Below are 19,562 nucleotides of genomic sequence, written 5' to 3' on the forward strand. Positions count from 1 at the left end.
ATTTTTTTAACTATTTTTTTGTGCAGAGTGAATTTTTTGCTCTGGTTTCTGTTTAGAATTCTCCTTGAGCTTCTTTCTCTCAAATACAAAGGTTGCTGCAGTCGGGATTATATTTGAAAACAGGATTACAAGAAATGCAAATCCTACGAAGTTTTCTGTGCCTGCAACACCACTGGATAGTGGGAGTGTGGCAAGCACTGCAGCTGCAAGCCCTCTTGGAAACATCGTTGCCATAATCTGCCAGTCAGAGGAGAGTCCACTTCTCCACGAGACCAACACACAGGTGACAAGCAGCCTTACACCCATGAAAGCCGCAATGAGAATTAAAATTGTACCCAGAACCCAGTATGTTAAACTTGTGAATGAAAACATTAAACCCAGGTACACAAAGAAGAATGTGCGGACAAAGAAGCTAACCTCACTTTCAAACTCTTTTATGCGTTCATCTAGCACAAATTCCGTCTTTATTTTGAAAATTCTAGTTATCTCATCTTTATTCCCGAGAACCATGCCAAAAATTAAACCAGCCATTGCTCCGTTTCCACCTGCAGTTTCGGTGAAGGCATAAAGCAGGAAAAGCACTGCAATCGTCATCATGAACGCATATGGCTTACCAACAAGTTTTTTAAGGAACCAGAGCCAGAATATCCCAAAAATAAGTCCAATGACTATTGCTACAGAGAATGCAGCTGCAATCTGTTTCGCCGCATTTGCAATAGATGTACCAGTATCCACATTTCCCATGCTCAGGTACTGTAGAATTGCAATTACGACCACAACACAGATCACATCTGTAAGCACAGCTTCAAGCGTGAGAATGACTTTTGTTTCTTCCTTTACAGATAGGCGGGACACCAAAGGCACAACAATTGCTCCACTAGTGCCTCCACAAATCGCCCCGAACATAACTCCAAGAAGGAGCGGCATTTTGAATAGTAATATAAAAAGGATTGCAGAGACAGAGATATTCAGAGTAAAAATTGAAATTGTGAACATAGATGCGGAACCAATTGTCTGCAACACCTTATCAAAATTCAGATACAGTCCACCCTCAAATAAAATCACAAGCAATGCAACAGACGCAAAGTATGGAGTGTAGGGCTTTAATGTTTCAATAGAAAACCATTGCCAACCAAAAAGTAAGGCGATAGGACCGATGAGCATACCGAGAAATATCAATATAAGAACATCTGGGATTTTGAGACGCTGGAATAGCATCGCACCGAGGAATCCAACAACAATTATTGCACCAAACAATGCAAAGGCTGTAGGTACATCCATGTTGCTCGAAGGGGGATTGCATTATGAGATATAAAATTTGTGATATGCAAAAAAATTGTGCTAATATTTGTAGTTTACACACTCGTTTCGCTTAATAATTTCAGAATGAGATCTGAAAACCTCATCCTCATCTTTGCTTCTGTCCATCCATAGAGAACTGTTGTGTGGAGCTGCCACTATTCTCGTTCTGCCCCTCTTCTAAAAGCCCTGTTCCAGCATTACAACACTTACAGAAATATAGTGTGGAAAAACAGGAGACATGGTAAGGGGTATCACAATTCTGGCATCTAACGATTTCCTGCTTTTTTATCCTCCTGCCACAGAGTGCGCACCTGGGTATGGAGTAGAAATAGAGCAAGATTACCGCAATAGAAGTGAAAATTATAATTATAAGAATATAAATATAGATAAGATAGGAAGAAAGGGTCTTGTAATCCTTCAATGTGATGTCAATAATTCCCATGTATGTGGAGTTTAGATGCCATTCCCATGTTTGATCATCGTTTCTTCCTGTTGGAATCCCGCTCACAGGCAGCCCTCCTAGATAGGGTTCACCCGCAGGATCTGCCACAACCCAGTATCCAAAATTATCCTTCACAAAAACCATGTTCATCTTATGAAAATAGTAGCCATCTACAGCTCTTTTAATTTCCGAGAAATGCTCACCAATATACACGACTGCAAAAGCATGGTTGTTGGTGTAGCAAAATCTGGCAGTGCCACCGGCTGCACTTACTAGTGAGGAGAGCAAAATTGCAAAGTCCTCGCAATCCCCAGAATTTCTTGTTATTGTTTCATCTGGGGTCTGCCAGTAATCGCTTCCATTTGGTTCCTGTGCATATTCAATTCCGCAGACATACTCGAAAATTCCAAGCAGGAGGTGTGTGGTGTAGTTCTCAGTGGTATTTGCCCTTATCTCCCTAAGCTTTGCTTCCACTAGTCCCGTTGGTCTGGCTAAGGAATTTATTTCACTGTAAATTTCCTTCTCATTATTGACAATTATGTTCTGGTAAGGTGTACCGAGCGCAGTCACCTCCATTTCGCTTTCCTTGAATGAAATGTTTCTGGGTCCAGCCCAGAGCCCGGTGTTGAAATCCATTGCGAAAACCGTGATTTCAAAGTTGTACAGGTATTTGCCCGCTTCCTTTGGCGTCTCAAAATTCCAGATGCCGAGGTCAACCTTTTCACCTGTATCAGCATACTTTCCAACAGCCCGTGTGGTTTTTATTGAGTTATGCCAGACAATTGAGATGTTGAGAATGTACATGTTACTGCTTGGTCTCTGAAAATCTGTACGATTGTTGTTTATCAGATAAATTCTAGCGGTACCTCCAAACTCTGCATAAATCTCTCCAATTATCAATGGCTGGAGTTTGCAGTTCAAAACTGGAAAAATATCCTGGCTCGGTTGTGGTGGCGTTTCAGGGGTGTAATTGTGTTCCACATAGGCTGGCACTCTTAAATCACTCTCAGTAAAAGCTGGAGGCACATCATTGAAAATCTGGAAGGCACCCGCATGTGGCAAACAGAATAGGAGAGACAGAAGACAGCAGAATATTTTTTCCAGCATACTACTCATTTTGTGGCACTTACTGTCGGAAACAGTATCACTTCTTTTATTGATGGTGCATTCGTCAGTATCATCACAAGGCGGTCAATTCCGATTCCCAGTCCTCCAGTTGGGGGCATACCATAGTCCAGTGCTTCGCAGAAATCCTCGTCGTAGTCATAGATCTCTGCTTCTCCTCTTTTTCGCTCCTCAAGCTGGGCCATGAACATCTTGCGTTGGTATGCTGGGTCGTTCAATTCGCTGTAGGCATTTGCAATTTCCATTCCGGCGATATAACTTTCAAATCTTTCAGCAAGCCCTGGTTTTGAACGATGCGGTTTGGTTAAGGGACAGACCTCAATTGGGTAGTCGCAAATATGTACTGGTCCCACCAGTTTTTCCTCGCACACCTTTTCAAATATCTTCATCAAAATCTTGCCCACAGGATAATCTGGTTTTATCTCGGCACCCACGCTCTCACCGATTCGGAGAGCCTCTTCCTGCGTCACCTTCTCAATGTCTATCTCAATTCCTTCATTTTTCAATGCATCAAGAAAACTCAGCCGTTTCCATGGGGGACGCAAGTCAATGGACTTACCCTGATACTCAATTACTTCTTTTCCGAGTACATTCATTGCCACTCTATGCACCAGATTCTCTGTGAGTTCCATTATGTCATTATAGTCAACATAAGCCCAGTAAAGTTCCAGAAGTGTGTATTCCGGGTTATGCTGGGCATCCACATCCTCATTTCTGAACGCCTTACCAATTTCAAAAACCCTCTCAAAACCCCCAACAATCAACCGTTTGAGATGGAGTTCATGGGCGATTCTGAGGTAGAAGTCCTGGTCCAAGTAGTTATGATGAGTTATGAAGGGTCTTGCAGCAGCGCCTGATGCCACGGATTGAAGAACTGGTGTCTCAACCTCGAGAAAGCCCAATGCCTCAAGTCCCCGCCGAACTTCTGAAACAATCTTACTTCTGAGCGCAAAAATTTTCTGAACATCAGGGTTCATTATCAGGTCTAGATATCTCTTCCTGTATCTGAGTTCAATGTCCTTTATTCCGTGATATTTTTCTGGCAGAGGCCTGAGCGACTTGCAGAGAATTTCAAAGTCATCAATGCTCACAGTAAGCTCACCTCTCTTCGTTCTGAAAACCCTGCCTTTGATTCCCACGATGTCCCCTACATCCAGTTCTTTCCAGAGCCCGTACTTTGTTTCTCCGAGATTGTCCAGTTTGGCATAAACCTGAATGCTACCTGTCTCGTCCCTAATGTGTGCAAAAGAGGCCTTTCCATGCTCTCTTATAAGTATCAATCGCCCAGCAATCTGGACTTTCTCCTCACTCAACTCGTGCCCCTGATTTGCAAATCGTTCATGGATTTCCTTTGCACTTGTGGTCTTCTCAAATTTGTATGGGTAGAGCAGGAGACCCTGCCCTTCCATTTTCACCCGCTTTTCCAGACGTGCCTGAATCAAGGGATTTAAATCCACATAGAATTTTTTTAACTCCTCAAGGTTCATGAATTTGGATATAGCATCGCCTATTAAAAGATTAGCCACTCACTTACTTTAATCTTCTCTTCGGAAAACTTCTTATAATCCATCTAATTTAGTATGTACAATGAAATTAATGGATGTGTTCGTTAACCGAGAACATGAAATCTCAAGGCTGGAAGAGTTTTATGCAAAAACTGCGGGAGGGATTGGTAGCGTAGTAATGCTCTCAGGCAGAATCGGAACAGGAAAAACTGCGCTCATTGACAAGTTCCTAGAAACAAAAAGAGGTTTCTATTTTGAATGTGTTCTCGGACAGCCACCATATGCGCCTCTTAGAAACTTTCTTACTTCCTTTTTCTCAATCGAACGAAAAGATGTACCTCCTAGTATGCAATTTCTTGTGGAAGAAAGGGTAGAAAAAGTTGAGGGAGAAACCCTAGAAGAAGCATTTGCAGCCCTCCTTAAATTCTTTAATTCATACATTACTACAGAACCGGTGGTTTTTGCCATAGATAACTTCCAAGATGTTGACGAAGGTACAATAAAATTCCTTGACTACTTCGTGCGACACCCGGAACTTGCTAAAATAATGATAATCTGTGCTTATCGCACCGAAATGCTTGAAGAAACAGGAAGAGGGAAGGTAATTTCAGATTTTCTTCAGTTTCTGATAATGACCAACATGTTTAACGCTGTTATTGTGGATAATTTTAATGAGGGAAACACTGGCCTACTGCTCGCGAAACTTTTCGGAGAGAATGTACCTCTAGAGGGCGTTAAACAACTGTACCAGAAATCAAGTGGGAATCCTTTAATGTTAATGGAAATGCTGAAAATATTAGTTCAAGAAAGAAACATTGATCTTGCTGTGCCTGAAAACTGGAATAAAATTGAATGGGAGAAGTTGAGTATGCCAGATAACCTTCAGGAAATCTTCCAGATGGAACTTGATTCCTTACCGCCAGAAGGAATTGCTTTGTTAGATTACATGGCAGTAGCAGGAAATGAGTTTGAGGTAGACATTGTGAGTGAGGCATCGCGCCAACCATCTGAACTTGTTCATAAAATCGCAAACTTGATGGTAGAGAAAGGCATTCTAACCCAGGATGCGAAAACAGGAAAATATAGATTTACTAGAAATATCTACATGGAGTTGATTTACAACGACATCGGAACAAAAATCCTACCCATTTGCTTTGCTGTTGGCTCAGCAATTGAAAAATTGCGAAAGGATAGGTTAAGCGAGTATGTGTTTGATCTTGTGCGGCTCTTCGGGAACAGTAGAGACAGAAAGAGAGCATATGAGTATGCAATCATGGCTGGAAGCAGAGCAGAAAAGCTTCATGCACCAGAAAGTGTCGAGAAATACTATGAATTAGCAATTGCGATTGCTGAGGAGTTGAACTTAGGATGGGAAGATATTTACGAGATAAAAATGAAGAAGGGGATGGGGCTTTTTTATCTCGGTGCATGGGAGAAGGCAGAAAATTGCTTCGTCGACATGATGAAGATTGCGAAGGAGCATGAAGACAAAAAAAGAGAGACAGAAAGTTTGCTTTTGCTAATTCGCTTAAGACAGCACCAGAGTGAGTATGAAAAAGCAAAATCCCTACTTCCAAAAGCAATTGAGCTAGCAAAAGGTACTGCTGACTCCAGATTCATTGCTGATGCACTCCGTGGTGTAGCTCACATGGAATGGAGGAACGGTGACTATGACAATGCCATAAAACATTATAATGAAGCCCTCTCATATTTCCAGAGTGCTAGTGCAGAAGCAATTTTCACAGGCAACTTGCAAGCTGGCGAGGAAAACATTCCAATTAAAGGGGAAATTCTGTTAGAGCTTGGAACTGTTTACGCGGAGATGGGAGATTATAGACAGGCACTTCTCTTCAACTTGAAGGGTCTCAAAATCTTAAAAGAGACCAACTCACCTGCTACAGCGAGAGCGTTCCACAGCATAGGTGCAATCCAGCTCCGTGAAGAGAACTGGCAGAAAGCTCTGGAATCCTTCAAACAGGGAATTGAGTATGCAGAAAAATTAAACGACTTGGATACAATGGGCTGGTGCTACCTTGGACTTGCAGAAACCCTTTTGAGGTCTGGTGGAAGCAAAGAGGAGGCAAGCCAACACATTGAAAAAGCTAACCAGCATCTCTCAAAAATCAGTGATAGAATTGGAAATGCTCTTCTCCACAAAATTTATGCGGATCTCTGCATCAAGATGAATGACGTAGTTGGGTCCGAAAACCACATAAAGATTGCTGAGGAACTCGGACACAAAGTTGCATCTCCTTACATTACTTGCGAAATTCTCACTGCGAAAATAGAGCTCTCAATTAAAAAAGGTGAAAAAGAAAATGCGATAAACTATCTTAAAACTCTGGAGGAATTATGTATGAAACATAAAATGAAATCATTTGGGAAGTTTATTGATGCGAGGAAAAAAGAACTATTACCACCGCCAGTAGTTGCCCCTGCACAGACACCTCCTGCTCCAGCTCCACCTGCAGAAACGCAAAAAGCACAGACAACAGAAGAATCAAGGCAAACTACGCCACAAGAGCACCCGCAACCCACGGGAGAGAAAGGTGCAGGCCAGATTACTGTCTCCCCAGAAACGCAAGTTAAAAAGAAGCGGAAAAAAAAGAAAGGAGGTGACATGCAATGACTTCTCAAATCAGTGAAAAAGTATACAATATAATGGGTAGAGAGATGGGACACATCGGCAGATTCATTGTCCAAAAACAGTGCAAGGACTTAGGAATAAATCCAGACGATATTAAGCCAGAAGAACTTCCAAAAATCGCAAAAGCCTTAGGCGATGTTATGAAGACCTTTGGGGGCGAGGAAAAGGGTAAGGCGATTGAAGCAGAAATCAAACGACTTGCCCAGAGCCACTAATTTATTTTTTCCCTCAATGTTTTTGCATTCTCTTCTGGTTGGGAGATATTAACCGTAATCCCAGAACCCATTTCAAGTCCAGCAGGTATGGTCAATCTAGGCGTAATTTCAAGATACCAGTGATAATAATCCACCTCCTTTAAATAAGAGGGTGCGGTATGAAGGACAAGATTGTATGCTGGGTCGTTCAGTGCGAGTTTCAATGCCAAAAGCACTTTATGGAGGACAACACCAAGCGATGTCAGGGCTTCAGAGGTTATTTCAGAGAAGTGGCTGTGATGCCGTTTAGGCATTATATGTATCTCGTACTGAAGCTTGGCTGCATATGGAACAAATGCCACAAAATGTGCGTTTTCATATATAATCCGCTCGCTCGCATTTTGCTCTTCGCTTATTGTGTCGCAGTAGACACATCTTCCGTTTTCATGTGAATAGCATCTGGCAGTGTTTAAGAGGTCCATTATGTGTGTGGGTACGAACGCAAGCCCAACTACTTGAGAGTGAGGATGTATCAATGATGTTCCTGCCTCTTTTCCATGGTTACGAAAAAGAATCACTGACTTAATCCACGGGTTTTTATACAAATACTTAACACATTCAAAATAGGCCTTGACAACATTGAAAACCTCAGATTCATTCATGTCAGGGATATCCCTATTGTGCAATGGTGTTTCTACTATTACATAGTGAAAGCCAGTCGCTGCTCTTTTTCTGAAAAATCCCTCCGTGTGTGCAGTTCCACTATTTTCAGAGACCACTGGAAATTTGTTAGGAATTACACGAAGTTTCCATTTGCGGCTTCCTTCTTCTACATAAGAAAACAATTCCTGAGGTGTATTTGCCTCGTTACCAGGACAGAATGGGCAGTCGGCTTTCCATTCAGGCAATGGCTCTTTTTGTTTTATCTCGCCAGGCACTTCATGTTTTCTCTTTGCTCTCTCACTTGCGACAATTACCCATTCACCAGCAACCCTATTAAACCGTAACTCATTCATGGAATAGAATAGAGGAAATAGTTAAAAACATTTTCCCTGTCTCATCTTACTTTAATCAATTTTAAACTTTCCTCCTCGCTGAAATGCAACTCTCCAGGCAACACAAGTACATGAGGTGGCTTCCCAAAGTCCACACGCTCTATTTCCGAGATTGGCCCGTATGCAGCAATGCAATCAGGGCTCCCAGCCCTTGCAACAACACAGAGTTTAGTTTCGGCCGTGAACAAGCCCTTCTTTTCCCTTTCCTCCAACTCTACCAGAATATGGATTCCTTCATTCGCTGACATCAGATAGTTCTCCTCTGCCTTAATGTCGAGCAAGATAAGAGTGTGAAGCCCGTTTTCATGGTTTTTTAGAATTGAGTAATAGGGAGATGTTGGGAAGAATCCCTTTTCTGGCTTTGGTAAACTCACACATCTTCCAAATTTGTATATGTGAAGGCCAAGGATTGCAGGAGCCGCAGTGTATATCGAAGCCCCATGAATAATCTGAGTTTTAATTCCACGCTTTATTGCTTCTACCCTTAGGAAGCTATGCGTAGTTGCTGTCATTGAGTCCCCTGCACAAAGCAACACCACATTTTTCTCTTTAGCTAGACCAAGAAGATTATCAAAATTTTGTTCGATATCCTCTCGTTTTAGCAGATTTATTTTCCTTCCATATAGATTTTCAAGCATTGCGATTTTCGCACCTGCAAGCACAGAGGTGTAGAATTCTGCGAAAACAAGCTCGGCATTTCTCACTACTTCAAGCCCTCTCAATGAAATATCTAATTCATCATACAATCCTAAACCCACAAATGTAATCATCAGATTTCACTCTTCCTTACTGGAATCTCCTTCTCATTGATAAAGCTCATCGCCTCATCCCAAGTTAGCAAACCATACTTTGCACCGAACTGTTGGACAACAGAGGCGCCATTCGCACTTCCTACTTTAAGAGCTGTTTCAATATCTCTTCCCTTCGCCAATGCTGATATGAATCCAACAGTGAAAGCATCACCAGCTCCAAGAGTGGAGACAACAGGCACATCGTATGCTGGAAACATGTAACGGAATTTACCATCGTAACACTGTACTCCCTTCTTTCCATCTGTAATTACCACAAGTTTGACACCCATCGCATGAATCTTTTTCAAAATTGGATCAAGATTGTCAGCCCAGGGTTCATTGGTTATTGCCCTTGTAGGACAGCGTTCTACACAAAGTCCACACTTTGTGCATTTTTCCTGATGTCTTGTTACCGCCTTTCCACTCTCCACTGCAAAAATTTTCACAGGGCATACATCCACACAGGTACCACACCCTATGCATCTTTCTTCATCCACAACCATCTGAGAATACTTTATTCCAGTGAAATTTGATGCCTCTTCTTTGTTCAAAAAGAGAATGTCTATTCGTGATATAAACGGAAGCATCTTCTCGATACCCCTTGAAATCTGGGTGTTACCTGGGTTCCAGCAAATCTTCACATCCCTATTTGCGAGTAATTCCGCAAATTTAGAAGGAATTTCACTTGCCTTACCAGTCATTGGTCCAAGATATAGAAATTTTGTATCCGTGGCTTTATTTATGTCAATCTCATCAAACGCTAAAAGATTATTCGCGCCTCTGTAGGTTAGAACCGTTCTTTCGCCCTCAAACGTAGTAATTATTACAGAATAGCCAGTTTCCTCCTCAACTCTAAAAGCAAGAGAAGTATCAACCCCCTCTCTCTCAAGCTCACTCAAAATAATTTTATCGCTTTCATCGTTTCCCAAAGCACTACAGAATCCTGTTCTCAATCCCATCTTTCCGAATCCATACGCAGTATTTGAGGCCCCTCCTCCTGTGGTAAACATAATTTTATCTACATTAATTTTGGCACCATACTCAAGACAAAGGTAGGCCTTTGTTTGTAGCATCTCCCGCATTTCCAGAACCTTGGCGATGTTCGTTTTCACAAACACATCCTGGGTGGCACTTCCTATGCAGACCACATCGTACATGTAAATGCACAGGCATTGCAAGTAAAAAAACTTTTGTAAGAAACAAACTGGGACATTGCCTAAAAATTCCATCGCAACCTTATTATCTGCCCTCTGGTATTTCTGCACATGGCAGATGAAAAGGTTACACTTGAGAATCTGAAGCAGCTTGTAGCCAAGTTTAACAACGAGAGGAAATGGGAAATTTATCATCAACCAAAAGAACTGGCAATAGCAATTGCAGTTGAGAGTGCAGAACTCCTTGATATCTTCAAATGGCAGCACAGCCAAGCAGTGACTTCTAAAGTGGAAAACTACATGAAAATTAAGGAGGAGATGGCTGACATCCTTATACTTCTACTTTCCCTAGCTAACTCCTTAAACATTGACTTAAGTGATGCCATTGTATCAAAAATGGAAAAGAACGCCATGAAGTATCCTGTGAATACAGATTACACGAAAATCTGGAACTTAGAAAAAAACAAAAACTCCCCACTGTGAATATGCAAAAAATGAAGGTTTATCAGGTCTGGCCCTTCTGTCCCTCAATATCAATCTCAGGCAATACCTGCCAACTGATGTGTGAGCATTGTAAGGCACACTACCTTAGTTACATGTACCCAGCTGAAACCCCTGAGAAATTCAAGCAAATCACGGAGAAACTAACAAAAGAAGGTGCAAAGGGATTCCTCGTTAGTGGAGGTTGCGATAGAAATGGAAAAATGTTGAACTTAGAAAAGATGCTTCCCGTAATTCGAAAACTTCATGAAGAGGGGTTTGTGATAAAACTTCACACCGGATTTATGGAACCAGAGACCGCTAATCTTGTTGTGGACGCCATTGATGTTGCTTCTATGGAGTTCCCCTCCTCGTTCTCAGCAGTTAAAGAAATTTTTCATATAAATGAAGGTGTGGAGAAATACGTTGAAACTTTCAGAAATTTGAGAAACGCCGGGGTAAAGCACATAGTTCCACATCTTTGTATTGGTCTCTACCACGGTACGCTTTCAGACGAAAATGAAGCAATTGAAAAATTGAAGAAAGTTTTTACACCTGAAAAAATCGTTTTTATTGTATTCATCCCAACACCAGGCACACCCTGTAGCACTGACCCACTTCCATTACCAGAAGATATAGAAAAAGTCATTAGGAATGCAAAAATCCAATTGCCGGAGACAGAGCTTGTGCTAGGTGCCCTTCGCCCCAGATTTGCTCGGATAAATGGAATAACCCAGAATTACATCCAGGAAATAGAGTTTCGTGCAATTCGTGCGGGTGTCTCAGGTATCGAAGTGCCTTCCAGAAAAACAACTGAGTTTCTAAGACAAAACTATGAGATTGTGCGGATTGGTGCATTTGGGGCATTGCCTTCAGAATTTGAGGAAAATTTTATAATTTAATGTCTAACTACAATCACATACCTCTTATGCACCACTACTTTCGTTGTTTCCTTGTAGAGAATGTACATCGCAAAGTTAATCACAATAAAGGCGGAGAGAATCAGAAAAATCGAAAGGAGCCAGTTGTACTGCCATGTCGCCGAGACAAAGTAGAGCATTAGACAAGACAGCACAACAGTGCCTGAAACTGTGGTTTCAATCAAGTGGTCCATCTTTCTTGTCATCCCGAGATTAGAATAATTCAAATGTCTTATCACAGGCAATAGCATACGGTTAAGCTTCAGTGTAAGGTATATCAGAATTGCTGGGGTAAGGAAAATCACGAGAATGTAATGCACAAGCCCTACTGTGAGCAACTGGGTGACGAAGACACAAAGGAATAGCATCAGAATAAGCACAACTTTTCTATCAATTCTGTAAATAGGAACGGACCTCGGAAAGATAATTTTTTTGAGAGTCCTGGAGATGACAGCACTAGAGTATTTAATGTAGTTGGGTAGAATTCTTGAATAAGCACGGGCCAATCTTTGATGAATTTTGAGGAACACAGGAGTTATGAGAGTAGTAATGAGACAAATAGCACCAGTAACAGGGTAAATACTAGATGCATGCATCAGGGCGGGAGTTCCATCTATGTTCTTCAGTCCTGTGCCGATGTTTGCAAAAATTACCGCTTCTTCGCTTCTTGGCAGAGCACCGTTGCCTACGAAAACAGCATCCTTGGAAGGCAGTCCAACGAGGTATCCTACCGCAGATAGAATAAACATTTCGCAAATGACAATCGCAACTAAGGCGAAAAAGATAATTTCAAGGTTCGTAAGGAAGCCAGATGGCGCTATCATCATTCCGAAGGAAAGGAAGAAGATTGCGACAAAAATGTGCTTGAAAGAGGTAAGATGCTTTTCGAAATCCTTCTTCAATTTGGTCTCAGAAAATGCAAGGCCAACGAAAAACGCACCTATCAGTGGAGAAATCCCAAACGGAAGCCCTATCACTCCACCAAAAAACACCATTGAAAGTGCGAAAAGCCCCATTATTTCTTCATCCCTCAGATGGTGCACATGCTTCGCAATCAATGGCACCACATATACATAAAGCACCAGAAAGAATATGAAAATAAGGATTAGCCCCACAATGACCATTAGGATTTCATTGCTTCCTGTTTTGTTCATAAAACTTGAGGCAATAATCACAAGAATGATTGAAAGAAAATCCTCAATCAACATCATCCCAATTAGCGTGTCTCTTGTCTGGAGTGAAGAGAGCTGCATTTTCTCAAGGGCTTTAGCTGTAACAGCCACACTGCTCATCGCTATGATGCAGGCAAGAAAGAAGGTGTCCTTGAATGGCCAGGCAAAGACTGTACCTATAATGAAGCCAGCAAATAGCATTGTTCCGATGTCTGCAAGAGAAAGTATCACGCTTGCGTTCTTTGCCTGTTTTAATCTTGTAACCGAAAAATCCAGACCGACGAAGAAAAGCAAGAGCATCACACCCAGTTCTGAAAAGATGTAAATGATTTCGTCATTCTGAACGATGCCCTTGTACTGGTAACCAAAGAAGTTGATTGACATATGGGGGCCAATTAGCATCCCCAAAATTATGTAACCAACAAGCGTGCTCTGCCCGAGTTTTGAGGAGATTATGCTACCTACGAATGCAAACACTAGGAGAATTGCTATTTCATAAAGGGGTTCCATTGGTATCTACCCCTTCATAGGCAAACTGTAGATATATTTTTCCAACAGACGTCATTCATTCTTCCTATCTTTGATGATTTCATTCTCCACAGCATCATAGAATCTACTTGCATCTACACCAATCATTTTTGCATAAATTAGAGCTGCAACTACTGGCATGGTGCAAGTTTCCTCAGCAATTTGGTTTACCTCAGCCACCACTTCTTTCCGCTCTCTACCAGATTTGTCAGAAATGTATTTAACAATTTCTACGAAGATATCAACTTTCTCTGAGACAAGAATTTCTGGTGTTATCGTAAAACCCTGTTCCAAAACTACATCTTCAAGCTCAAAATTGGGCTTGAGCAGATTTCCCTCTTTCTGAAGAACAGAACTAGAAATACATTTTTCTAGAATTTTCTTTGCGTCTTGTGGCGCTACCATTCGCTTTTTGACAGAAATGTAGTTGACAAAATCGCTTTCCGTAATCTCTTTTATTCCCTGACTTTTTAGCACAAACGCTACAATTTTCTGGAGCTCATATGTCATTTAAATCTGCCTCCACAATTTTTCCCACAATGTTTAATTTTTCCGTCACCTGAGGCATGTCTTCATCAGCACAGGCAACATCTAATATAACTGGGATCCCCTGAAGGGCTCGCCCGAAATTTTTATCTTTGCAGTTTCTCAAAATTATTTCACACCCGGTTTTTCTCAAAAAAGTGTACATTTTCTCAACTGCTTCCAGCCCTTGCTCATATAGAAGCAATGCAACACTTGTAGTTTCTTCTCCTATCCTCTGAAGGGCATGGGGAGTTACTTTCCCAATCTCTAACACGACTTTCTCCACACCTGCCATCAGAAGGTCAGATACATCTTCCACACTCTTTGAATTCGCCTCTACCCAGATAGGAATTAAATCTGAAATTTCGGACAGGATATCAAGGTGGGGCGTGCCCTCTGTAAATCCATTTAAATCTATAACGTATACCACTGTCTCTTCTTCACTGACCCGCTCAAAAAAATCCAAAATTTCGTTTGTGTCCACTCTTATCTCTCCAGATGCATCAACCACTCTGTAGTTTGCAATTCTGAGTTTGGGAATTACATTCTCAACCATCAGTTCTGGAAAACAGAGGTAAAAAATAAATTATGCGGTTGCCGGGATTCGAACCCGGGCTAGAGGCTTTACCCGAACCTTTCTTTCTAAGAAAGGTTCCTGGGAAGCCTCAGTCCTAACCACTAGACTACAACCGCACCTATTTTTTCACAGGTTTCTTAAGGGCTGCCCTGCGCTTTTTGAATTGCTCAATGATGATTTTCTTCGAGAGTTCCTCAAATTGTTCTGGCTTCTCTTCAAGGATTTTTTCTATTTCCGTGACATCGTAGCCCTCTGTTTTCCAGTCCTCAATTCGCTTTTTGTATTCTCTATATTTTTCCTCGCTTATTCTGGGCTTCTTTGTCTCTCCTTCCTTTATTTCTTCTTCTTTTTTAATTTTTTCCTCTTCAATCAAGCCGCCCAAAACATCCTCGAGCGATTTCTTTTTCGCTTCCTCTTCCTTAACTGTATCAATATCTTCTATATCAAACGTGATTTTCTTCTCCTCTTTCTTCTCCCCTTCCACCTCTGGGATTTCCACCTTCTTCTTTTCCGTCGGCCCTTCAACTTCCTCAAGTTCATCCAATGTTAACTTTATCTTTGGCTCTTCTACCTTCTTCTCCTTTACTTCCTTTTCCTCTGTTGTTTGCTCCGCTTCTGGTGGCGTCTTTTCAACCTTCTCCTGGGGCTGCGCAGAAGGTTTTTCAACGGGTTTCTCGTCGGGCTTTCTCTCTTCTTTTTCCTCTAAATCCTCTTCAACCTCAAGCTCTTGAATTACTTCATTCACAAATTTGCCCAGACCATCCGTAATTTTTTCATACTCAAGTCGGATAATTTCATCTTCAACTGAAGCATCACACACCGGGCAGCGGTCCAATGAAACCTCAATCCTCGTTTTGCAGAATGGACAAGAGATTGTTTTTCCTCCAGTTTTTTTCATAAGGATGTATTCCTCAAATACCAATGCAGTCCTTTCCGCACCTTTCACCTGCTGGTTTGAAAGCATAGAATATATCAACTCAGAAAGTGATTTGATACCTGAAACATCATAAAGCTTCTCCGCAACCTCTTTCGTAATACCAGGCACCATTTGAAAATCTCGGATGACCTCATCTCTTGTTTTTGGCTTTTCTTCCTTTCTGTATTTTTCTGGTAAGCTCCTAATGAGCTTTCGCACATTTTTCTTCTCCTTTGTTTCTGTTACTTCCACACTTAATTCCATATTTCCACCTAATGGTTTTTTATCCGGGAAGATTGTCTTGCATTTTTCGCATGTTTTCACTGATATGTGATTTGGATGGCCACATACTGGACATTCGAAGGTCTCGTTGAGCAGGTCAAATTTAAGAGGCATTTATCTCCTTATTGCTACCCCGTATTTTAACCTTTTCAAAATCTCTCTATCCTGCTATTATTTCCCTGCCCAGAAAAAAATTTTTCCGCAACCTCTTCTATGTTTTTCACCGTGGTAGCCCTGAAGTCCTCGGGCATATACTTCTGGTATCTAGGACTGCTAAATCTAGTATCAAGCAAAAAAATTATTGCCCTATCTTTCTCGCTTCTTATACACCTTCCAGCTGCCTGGAGCACTTTGTTGAATGCAGGGCAGAGCCGTGCATAAGCATACCCCTTCTCCTCTCCATACTTTTCTTTAAGGAATTGTTCGAGAAACAGTGTTTCCAGTGAGGGTGGCGGAATAGGAATCCCTGCAATTACCACAGCAGAAAGCAAGTTATCTCTGAAATCAATGCCTTCTGAAAGAGAACCACCCAGCACTGCATGAAGTACCGCTCCATGCTGTCGATGCTCTTCAAGTTTCTTCAACATACTAATTTTCTCTGCCTTTGACATCTCAGCATTTTCGTAAATCTGAGGCTTTGAGCACTTGCTCTCTACATATCTAGCAATCACGGCCATCATCTGGTAGGAAGTGTAAAAAACAGCGATGTTACCAGGTACGCTGTTAGCAATTCTCGCAATTGCAGAGGCATAGCTTCTATACATTTCTTCGCTCCTCACATCATACCTTGATGTCAGGTTCGGCAGAGAAACCAATAAACGATTTTCCGGTGGAAAGGGAGATGAGAAATATCGAAGCACACTTCTCTCTTCTGGGACCCCTAGTAATTCCCTGTACATTTCTAACGGGTAAAGCGTTGCAGACATCACAATTCCTGCTGGAGAATGTTCAAACACTCTTGCACCAATTTTGCTCGTATCCAACATCTCGCACACAAATTCATCAGGACCTGCAAACCTAAGCAATGACTTTTCCTCCATGCTCCATCGCCTAATAAAATCCACAATGTTTTCTAAATAGGGCTCAACCACTCCCTGCTTTTCCAGAAATGCATTAAGAAGTTCGATTTTTTCTAAAAATTCGGAAAACGATAATCTAGCAAGTCTCGTTTTACATGCGATTTCAAAAACCTCTTCAAAAAACTCCCGTTCCAGCTTCGTCTCCGCATCAAACTTTTTATCAGAAAGTATTCCATGAATTTCTCTGAGCAACCCTGCAATCGCTGGCTCTATCTTCGCCACTTCTTTTGCTCCTTCACTAAAATCCTCTACTTTGAGAAATTTTGTGTAGTTAGCACGAATTCTTTCTGGCAGATTGTGAGCTTCGTCAATTACAACCACTATGTTCTCTGTACTAATGGCAAGTTTCTGGAGAACAATCTCGCTTATCTCTGAAAAAAGATAGTTATAATCGCACACAATCACTGTTGCCTCCTTTGCAACTTCAGTCGCACACAGATAAGGACAGGATTTCCTTGAAATTCCCTGCTTGATTATCTCATCCACATCCATGGGAAATTCCTTTGCCTTTCTAACAATCTCAGTGGAGGCTCTGGCAAACTTGCAGGAGTGTGTCCGTAAACTTGCGCTGCAGATTTCCTCAAAAAACCTTGAATTTTTTATGTTCTCAGCGATGCACATGCTCTTCTTTCCTATCATGTCCGCAACCACTATTTTCGGCTCCTTCTTTCGCATTCTCGCCAGTGTTTCTATTGCAATTTTATGCTGGGACTGTCGGGAAGTCATGAAGAAGACAATACAGCCATGTTCCATAGCATACTCTACAGCCGCAGTAAGTGCGACTGCCGTCTTTCCCATCCCAGTGGGAGCATTCGCCATCAAAAACTTACCTGCATCTACAATTTCCCTTGCTTCTTTTAAAAAATCCTTTTGGACTGGGCGTAAACTTTCGAACGGAAAAAGGTTTCTAGGACTCTTCTCGACACTTTCTTCTACTGGAACATCCTTTACAGTATCACATTTCTGGCATACAAATTCAATTTTTCCTTTCCGTCTCATGGGCTTTAGCAAACTGTGGCACTTCTCACAAAACATCATAGCCCCCAGAAACTGTTCTCTTTTTTCTTTATCTCTACAATTTTGGCAAGGGCTTCTGCTTCCTCAAAACTGAGTGTAACATTCTTCAATTCCTTATATTCACTTTCTGTAATACTGGTGTAGAGAATGTCTCCCTCGTTTATCTGCCTTCCCACGGTGGGTCCTTCAATAGAAATTGCCACTTCCATTCCCATTATTGCTTCATTTATGGGCTTGTTTTCACTCTGGATACTTCTTACCCTCCCAACAACGGTGCCGTCTTCACGCATCAAAGGCATGTTTTGCCGCAATTTTCCTGCGAGGATACGTACACCTACAATCGCGGGCTTGCTCACTCTGAATACGCAGCCAGGCAAAATCTTTATTTTTGCAGGATATGTAATACTCTTCCTTTTCTCCTCCTCAATCCTCTGTTTCTCTTCCTCTCTCCACTTCTCATAGTCCTCAATCAGTTTATAAACAATGTTTCCATCTATTATTTTCACACCCTGCTTCAGTGCTTCTGCAATAGCATCCTCTTGTGTTCTCACATTAAATGCAAGAATTGCTTTGTAAAAGGGGTTTTTATTTGTTCCTGCCTCAACCACATCATGTTTTGATACACTGCCGATTTCAGCATGCTTTATTGGAATGTTTGCCACCTTACACTCAAAACCCAGTGCTTCTATTGAACCCACCGCATCTGCCTTCACTATTATACCTTCTTCTGCAACCTCAATTGTTGGTTTCAGGCTCTCCAAGAGCTCTTTTTTGTATTGTTCAAAGTTCTCTGGCTTATCTAACACTCTGATTATAGTACCCGCAATGGCTTCATCAAGGTTCTGAGCCCCAATTCGCACACCCGCTGCCGCCGATACCATTTTTTCCTGCCGGAAACGGTCCTCTGGGTCTCTGATTTCATCGAGCGGTTTTGGCCTAAAAATTGCTTTGACCTTTGTGGAAATCACGCCATCGCTCTTGCAAACCAGAATTGTGTCCCCCACTTTCAGAATTCCCTTGTAGATTATCACATCAATGACTGTACCAAGCCCTTTCGCCTCCTTCACTTCAAGCACTGTACCTTCGCACCCGTCATCTGGCTTTATCTCAAGCTGGTTTTCAAGGAATCGCTGGGCAAGACCAACAAGTACCGTGAGCAAATCAGGGATACCTTCTCCTGTTTTCGCACTTACTGGAACTATCGCAATGTTTTTTGTGAAATCTGTGATTCTATCATACCTATCTGCAGATAGCCCAATGTCACTCAATCTGCCAGCAATCTCATAAATTCTGGCATCAAGTTCCTGAATTGCATAGTCGCTCTGTTCTCTTACTGAGTGAATAAAGCATGCCTCTGCACTTCGCCAGCCTGAGATGAGGTCTATCTTGTTGGCACAGACAACAAATGGTGTCCTGTATTTTTTGAGGATGTTTACAGACTCTGAGGTCTGGGGCATGAAACCCTCTCTAACATCAACGACCAGAATTGCAAGGTCTGCAAGAGCTCCGCCTCTAGAACGCATAGTTATAAACGAATGATGCCCGGGTGTATCTATAAACAAAAGTCCTGGAACCTTCAGAGCTTTTTCGTTTACCATTCGCCCACAAATTTTAGCAATCGTATCCGTGGGAATCTCTGTTGCCCCTATGTGCTGGGTTATCAGTCCTGCCTCCCGCTCCGCTACGCTTGTTCCCCTTATTTTGTCAAGAAGTGTGGTTTTACCATGGTCCACATGACCCAACACGCTAACGATTGGTTGTCTTATTGGCATGGTCTTTATTGCATAAGGCATTTGATATAATACATTTTCTGTTGGAAACTCAACCCCTAAAGGAAACTTTTTAATTCTG

General features: G+C 41.8%; 16 protein-coding genes and 1 tRNA gene. 4 read left to right on the forward strand and 13 right to left on the reverse strand.

The genetic code is table 11. The features are described from left to right. Positions 1–6 precede the first annotated feature (6 nt). The 3 genes from QXD64_03125 to lysS form a co-directional block, all read right to left on the reverse strand. Entirely contained in the window at positions 7–1,281 is a 1,275-nt protein-coding gene (locus tag QXD64_03125; protein MEM3396308.1) for a cation:proton antiporter, read from the reverse strand. A 127-nt stretch (positions 1,282–1,408) separates the two neighbouring features. Then, positions 1,409–2,851: a transglutaminase domain-containing protein gene (locus QXD64_03130; protein ID MEM3396309.1), complete on the reverse strand. Its 1,443-nt coding sequence runs from the start codon at positions 2,849–2,851 to the stop codon at positions 1,409–1,411. A gap of 5 nt (positions 2,852–2,856) precedes the next feature. Further along, positions 2,857–4,356: a lysine--tRNA ligase gene (lysS, locus tag QXD64_03135; GenBank protein MEM3396310.1), complete on the reverse strand. Its 1,500-nt coding sequence runs from the start codon at positions 4,354–4,356 to the stop codon at positions 2,857–2,859. A 100-nt stretch (positions 4,357–4,456) separates the two neighbouring features. Here lysS and QXD64_03140 point away from each other — a divergent pair, with 100 nt between their 5' ends. Together QXD64_03140 and QXD64_03145 are read left to right on the forward strand one after the other, a co-directional pair. Further along, the gene (locus tag QXD64_03140; protein MEM3396311.1) at positions 4,457–7,003 is read left to right on the forward strand and encodes a tetratricopeptide repeat protein; all 2,547 of its coding nucleotides are present in this window, start codon (positions 4,457–4,459) and stop codon (positions 7,001–7,003) included. Next, positions 7,000–7,236: a hypothetical protein gene (locus tag QXD64_03145; GenBank protein MEM3396312.1), complete on the forward strand. Its 237-nt coding sequence runs from the start codon at positions 7,000–7,002 to the stop codon at positions 7,234–7,236. The genes QXD64_03140 and QXD64_03145 overlap by 4 nt, the downstream gene beginning before the upstream one ends. On the opposite strand, the gene galT is transcribed toward QXD64_03145, so the two are convergent. From galT to QXD64_03160, 3 genes are read right to left on the reverse strand one after another with little or no spacing between them, the layout of a single operon-like run. Next, entirely contained in the window at positions 7,233–8,231 is a 999-nt protein-coding gene (galT, locus tag QXD64_03150; GenBank protein MEM3396313.1) for a galactose-1-phosphate uridylyltransferase, read from the reverse strand. The genes QXD64_03145 and galT overlap by 4 nt on opposite strands. A gap of 41 nt (positions 8,232–8,272) precedes the next feature. Then, entirely contained in the window at positions 8,273–9,040 is a 768-nt protein-coding gene (gene dph5 / locus QXD64_03155; protein ID MEM3396314.1) for a diphthine synthase, read from the reverse strand. Continuing rightward, positions 9,040–10,218, reverse strand: a complete 1,179-nt coding sequence (locus QXD64_03160) for a PfkB family carbohydrate kinase (protein MEM3396315.1) — start codon at positions 10,216–10,218, stop codon at positions 9,040–9,042. Before QXD64_03160 ends, dph5 begins: the two co-directional genes overlap by 1 nt. A 108-nt stretch (positions 10,219–10,326) precedes the next feature. Between QXD64_03160 and QXD64_03165 the strand changes: the two genes are divergently transcribed. Further along, a complete protein-coding gene (locus tag QXD64_03165; protein MEM3396316.1) occupies positions 10,327–10,698 on the forward strand; it encodes a MazG-like family protein in 372 nt (123 codons plus the stop codon). A gap of 11 nt (positions 10,699–10,709) precedes the next feature. Continuing rightward, on the forward strand, positions 10,710–11,597 hold the full coding sequence (locus tag QXD64_03170; GenBank protein ID MEM3396317.1) for a radical SAM protein: 888 nt from the start codon (positions 10,710–10,712) through the stop codon (positions 11,595–11,597). Here QXD64_03170 and QXD64_03175 read toward each other — a convergent pair. The 7 genes from QXD64_03175 to infB form a co-directional block, all read right to left on the reverse strand. Beyond that, on the reverse strand, positions 11,594–13,297 hold the full coding sequence (locus tag QXD64_03175; protein ID MEM3396318.1) for a cation:proton antiporter: 1,704 nt from the start codon (positions 13,295–13,297) through the stop codon (positions 11,594–11,596). The two genes, QXD64_03170 and QXD64_03175, sit on opposite strands and share 4 nt — an antisense overlap. A 51-nt stretch (positions 13,298–13,348) precedes the next feature. Then, a complete protein-coding gene (locus QXD64_03180) occupies positions 13,349–13,825 on the reverse strand; it encodes a DUF2240 family protein (GenBank protein ID MEM3396319.1) in 477 nt (158 codons plus the stop codon). Beyond that, a complete protein-coding gene (locus tag QXD64_03185; protein ID MEM3396320.1) occupies positions 13,815–14,396 on the reverse strand; it encodes a hypothetical protein in 582 nt (193 codons plus the stop codon). Before QXD64_03185 ends, QXD64_03180 begins: the two co-directional genes overlap by 11 nt. Before the next feature lie 33 nt (positions 14,397–14,429). Further along, positions 14,430–14,533: transfer RNA gene (locus tag QXD64_03190), tRNA-Gly, on the reverse strand. A gap of 2 nt (positions 14,534–14,535) precedes the next feature. Continuing rightward, positions 14,536–15,729, reverse strand: coding sequence for a hypothetical protein (locus QXD64_03195; protein ID MEM3396321.1), 1,194 nt, complete (start codon positions 15,727–15,729; stop codon positions 14,536–14,538). Positions 15,730–15,764: 35 nt separating this feature from the next. Beyond that, positions 15,765–17,693 (reverse strand): ATP-dependent DNA helicase, encoded by a 1,929-nt coding sequence (locus tag QXD64_03200; protein ID MEM3396322.1) that lies wholly within the window; start codon positions 17,691–17,693, stop codon positions 15,765–15,767. A gap of 35 nt (positions 17,694–17,728) precedes the next feature. Then, entirely contained in the window at positions 17,729–19,483 is a 1,755-nt protein-coding gene (gene infB, locus QXD64_03205; GenBank protein MEM3396323.1) for a translation initiation factor IF-2, read from the reverse strand. Between the last annotated feature and the right edge of the window lie 79 nt (positions 19,484–19,562).

It is taken from the genome of Thermoplasmata archaeon, from assembly GCA_038874435.1.
Classification (GTDB): Archaea; Thermoplasmatota; Thermoplasmata; order Lutacidiplasmatales; family SKW197; genus SKW197.

Bases quoted from the DNA above. Each gene is read 5' to 3' on its own strand.
- QXD64_03125 (MEM3396308.1), bottom strand. From the start codon at position 1,281: ATGGATGTACCTACAGCCTTTGCATTGTTTGGTGCAATAATTGTTGTT.
- QXD64_03180 (MEM3396319.1), bottom strand. From the start codon at position 13,825: ATGACATATGAGCTCCAGAAAATTGTAGCGTTTGTGCTAAAAAGTCAG.
- QXD64_03160 (MEM3396315.1), bottom strand. From the start codon at position 10,218: ATGTACGATGTGGTCTGCATAGGAAGTGCCACCCAGGATGTGTTTGTG.
- QXD64_03185 (MEM3396320.1), bottom strand. From the start codon at position 14,396: ATGGTTGAGAATGTAATTCCCAAACTCAGAATTGCAAACTACAGAGTG.
- QXD64_03140 (MEM3396311.1), top strand. From the start codon at position 4,457: ATGAAATTAATGGATGTGTTCGTTAACCGAGAACATGAAATCTCAAGG.
- galT (MEM3396313.1), bottom strand. From the start codon at position 8,231: ATGAATGAGTTACGGTTTAATAGGGTTGCTGGTGAATGGGTAATTGTC.
- QXD64_03195 (MEM3396321.1), bottom strand. From the start codon at position 15,729: ATGCCTCTTAAATTTGACCTGCTCAACGAGACCTTCGAATGTCCAGTA.
- QXD64_03130 (MEM3396309.1), bottom strand. From the start codon at position 2,851: ATGCTGGAAAAAATATTCTGCTGTCTTCTGTCTCTCCTATTCTGTTTG.
- QXD64_03145 (MEM3396312.1), top strand. From the start codon at position 7,000: ATGACTTCTCAAATCAGTGAAAAAGTATACAATATAATGGGTAGAGAG.
- infB (MEM3396323.1), bottom strand. From the start codon at position 19,483: ATGCCAATAAGACAACCAATCGTTAGCGTGTTGGGTCATGTGGACCAT.
- QXD64_03200 (MEM3396322.1), bottom strand. From the start codon at position 17,693: ATGAGACGGAAAGGAAAAATTGAATTTGTATGCCAGAAATGTGATACT.
- QXD64_03175 (MEM3396318.1), bottom strand. From the start codon at position 13,297: ATGGAACCCCTTTATGAAATAGCAATTCTCCTAGTGTTTGCATTCGTA.
- lysS (MEM3396310.1), bottom strand. From the start codon at position 4,356: ATGAACCTTGAGGAGTTAAAAAAATTCTATGTGGATTTAAATCCCTTG.
- QXD64_03165 (MEM3396316.1), top strand. From the start codon at position 10,327: ATGGCAGATGAAAAGGTTACACTTGAGAATCTGAAGCAGCTTGTAGCC.
- QXD64_03170 (MEM3396317.1), top strand. From the start codon at position 10,710: ATGAAGGTTTATCAGGTCTGGCCCTTCTGTCCCTCAATATCAATCTCA.
- dph5 (MEM3396314.1), bottom strand. From the start codon at position 9,040: ATGATTACATTTGTGGGTTTAGGATTGTATGATGAATTAGATATTTCA.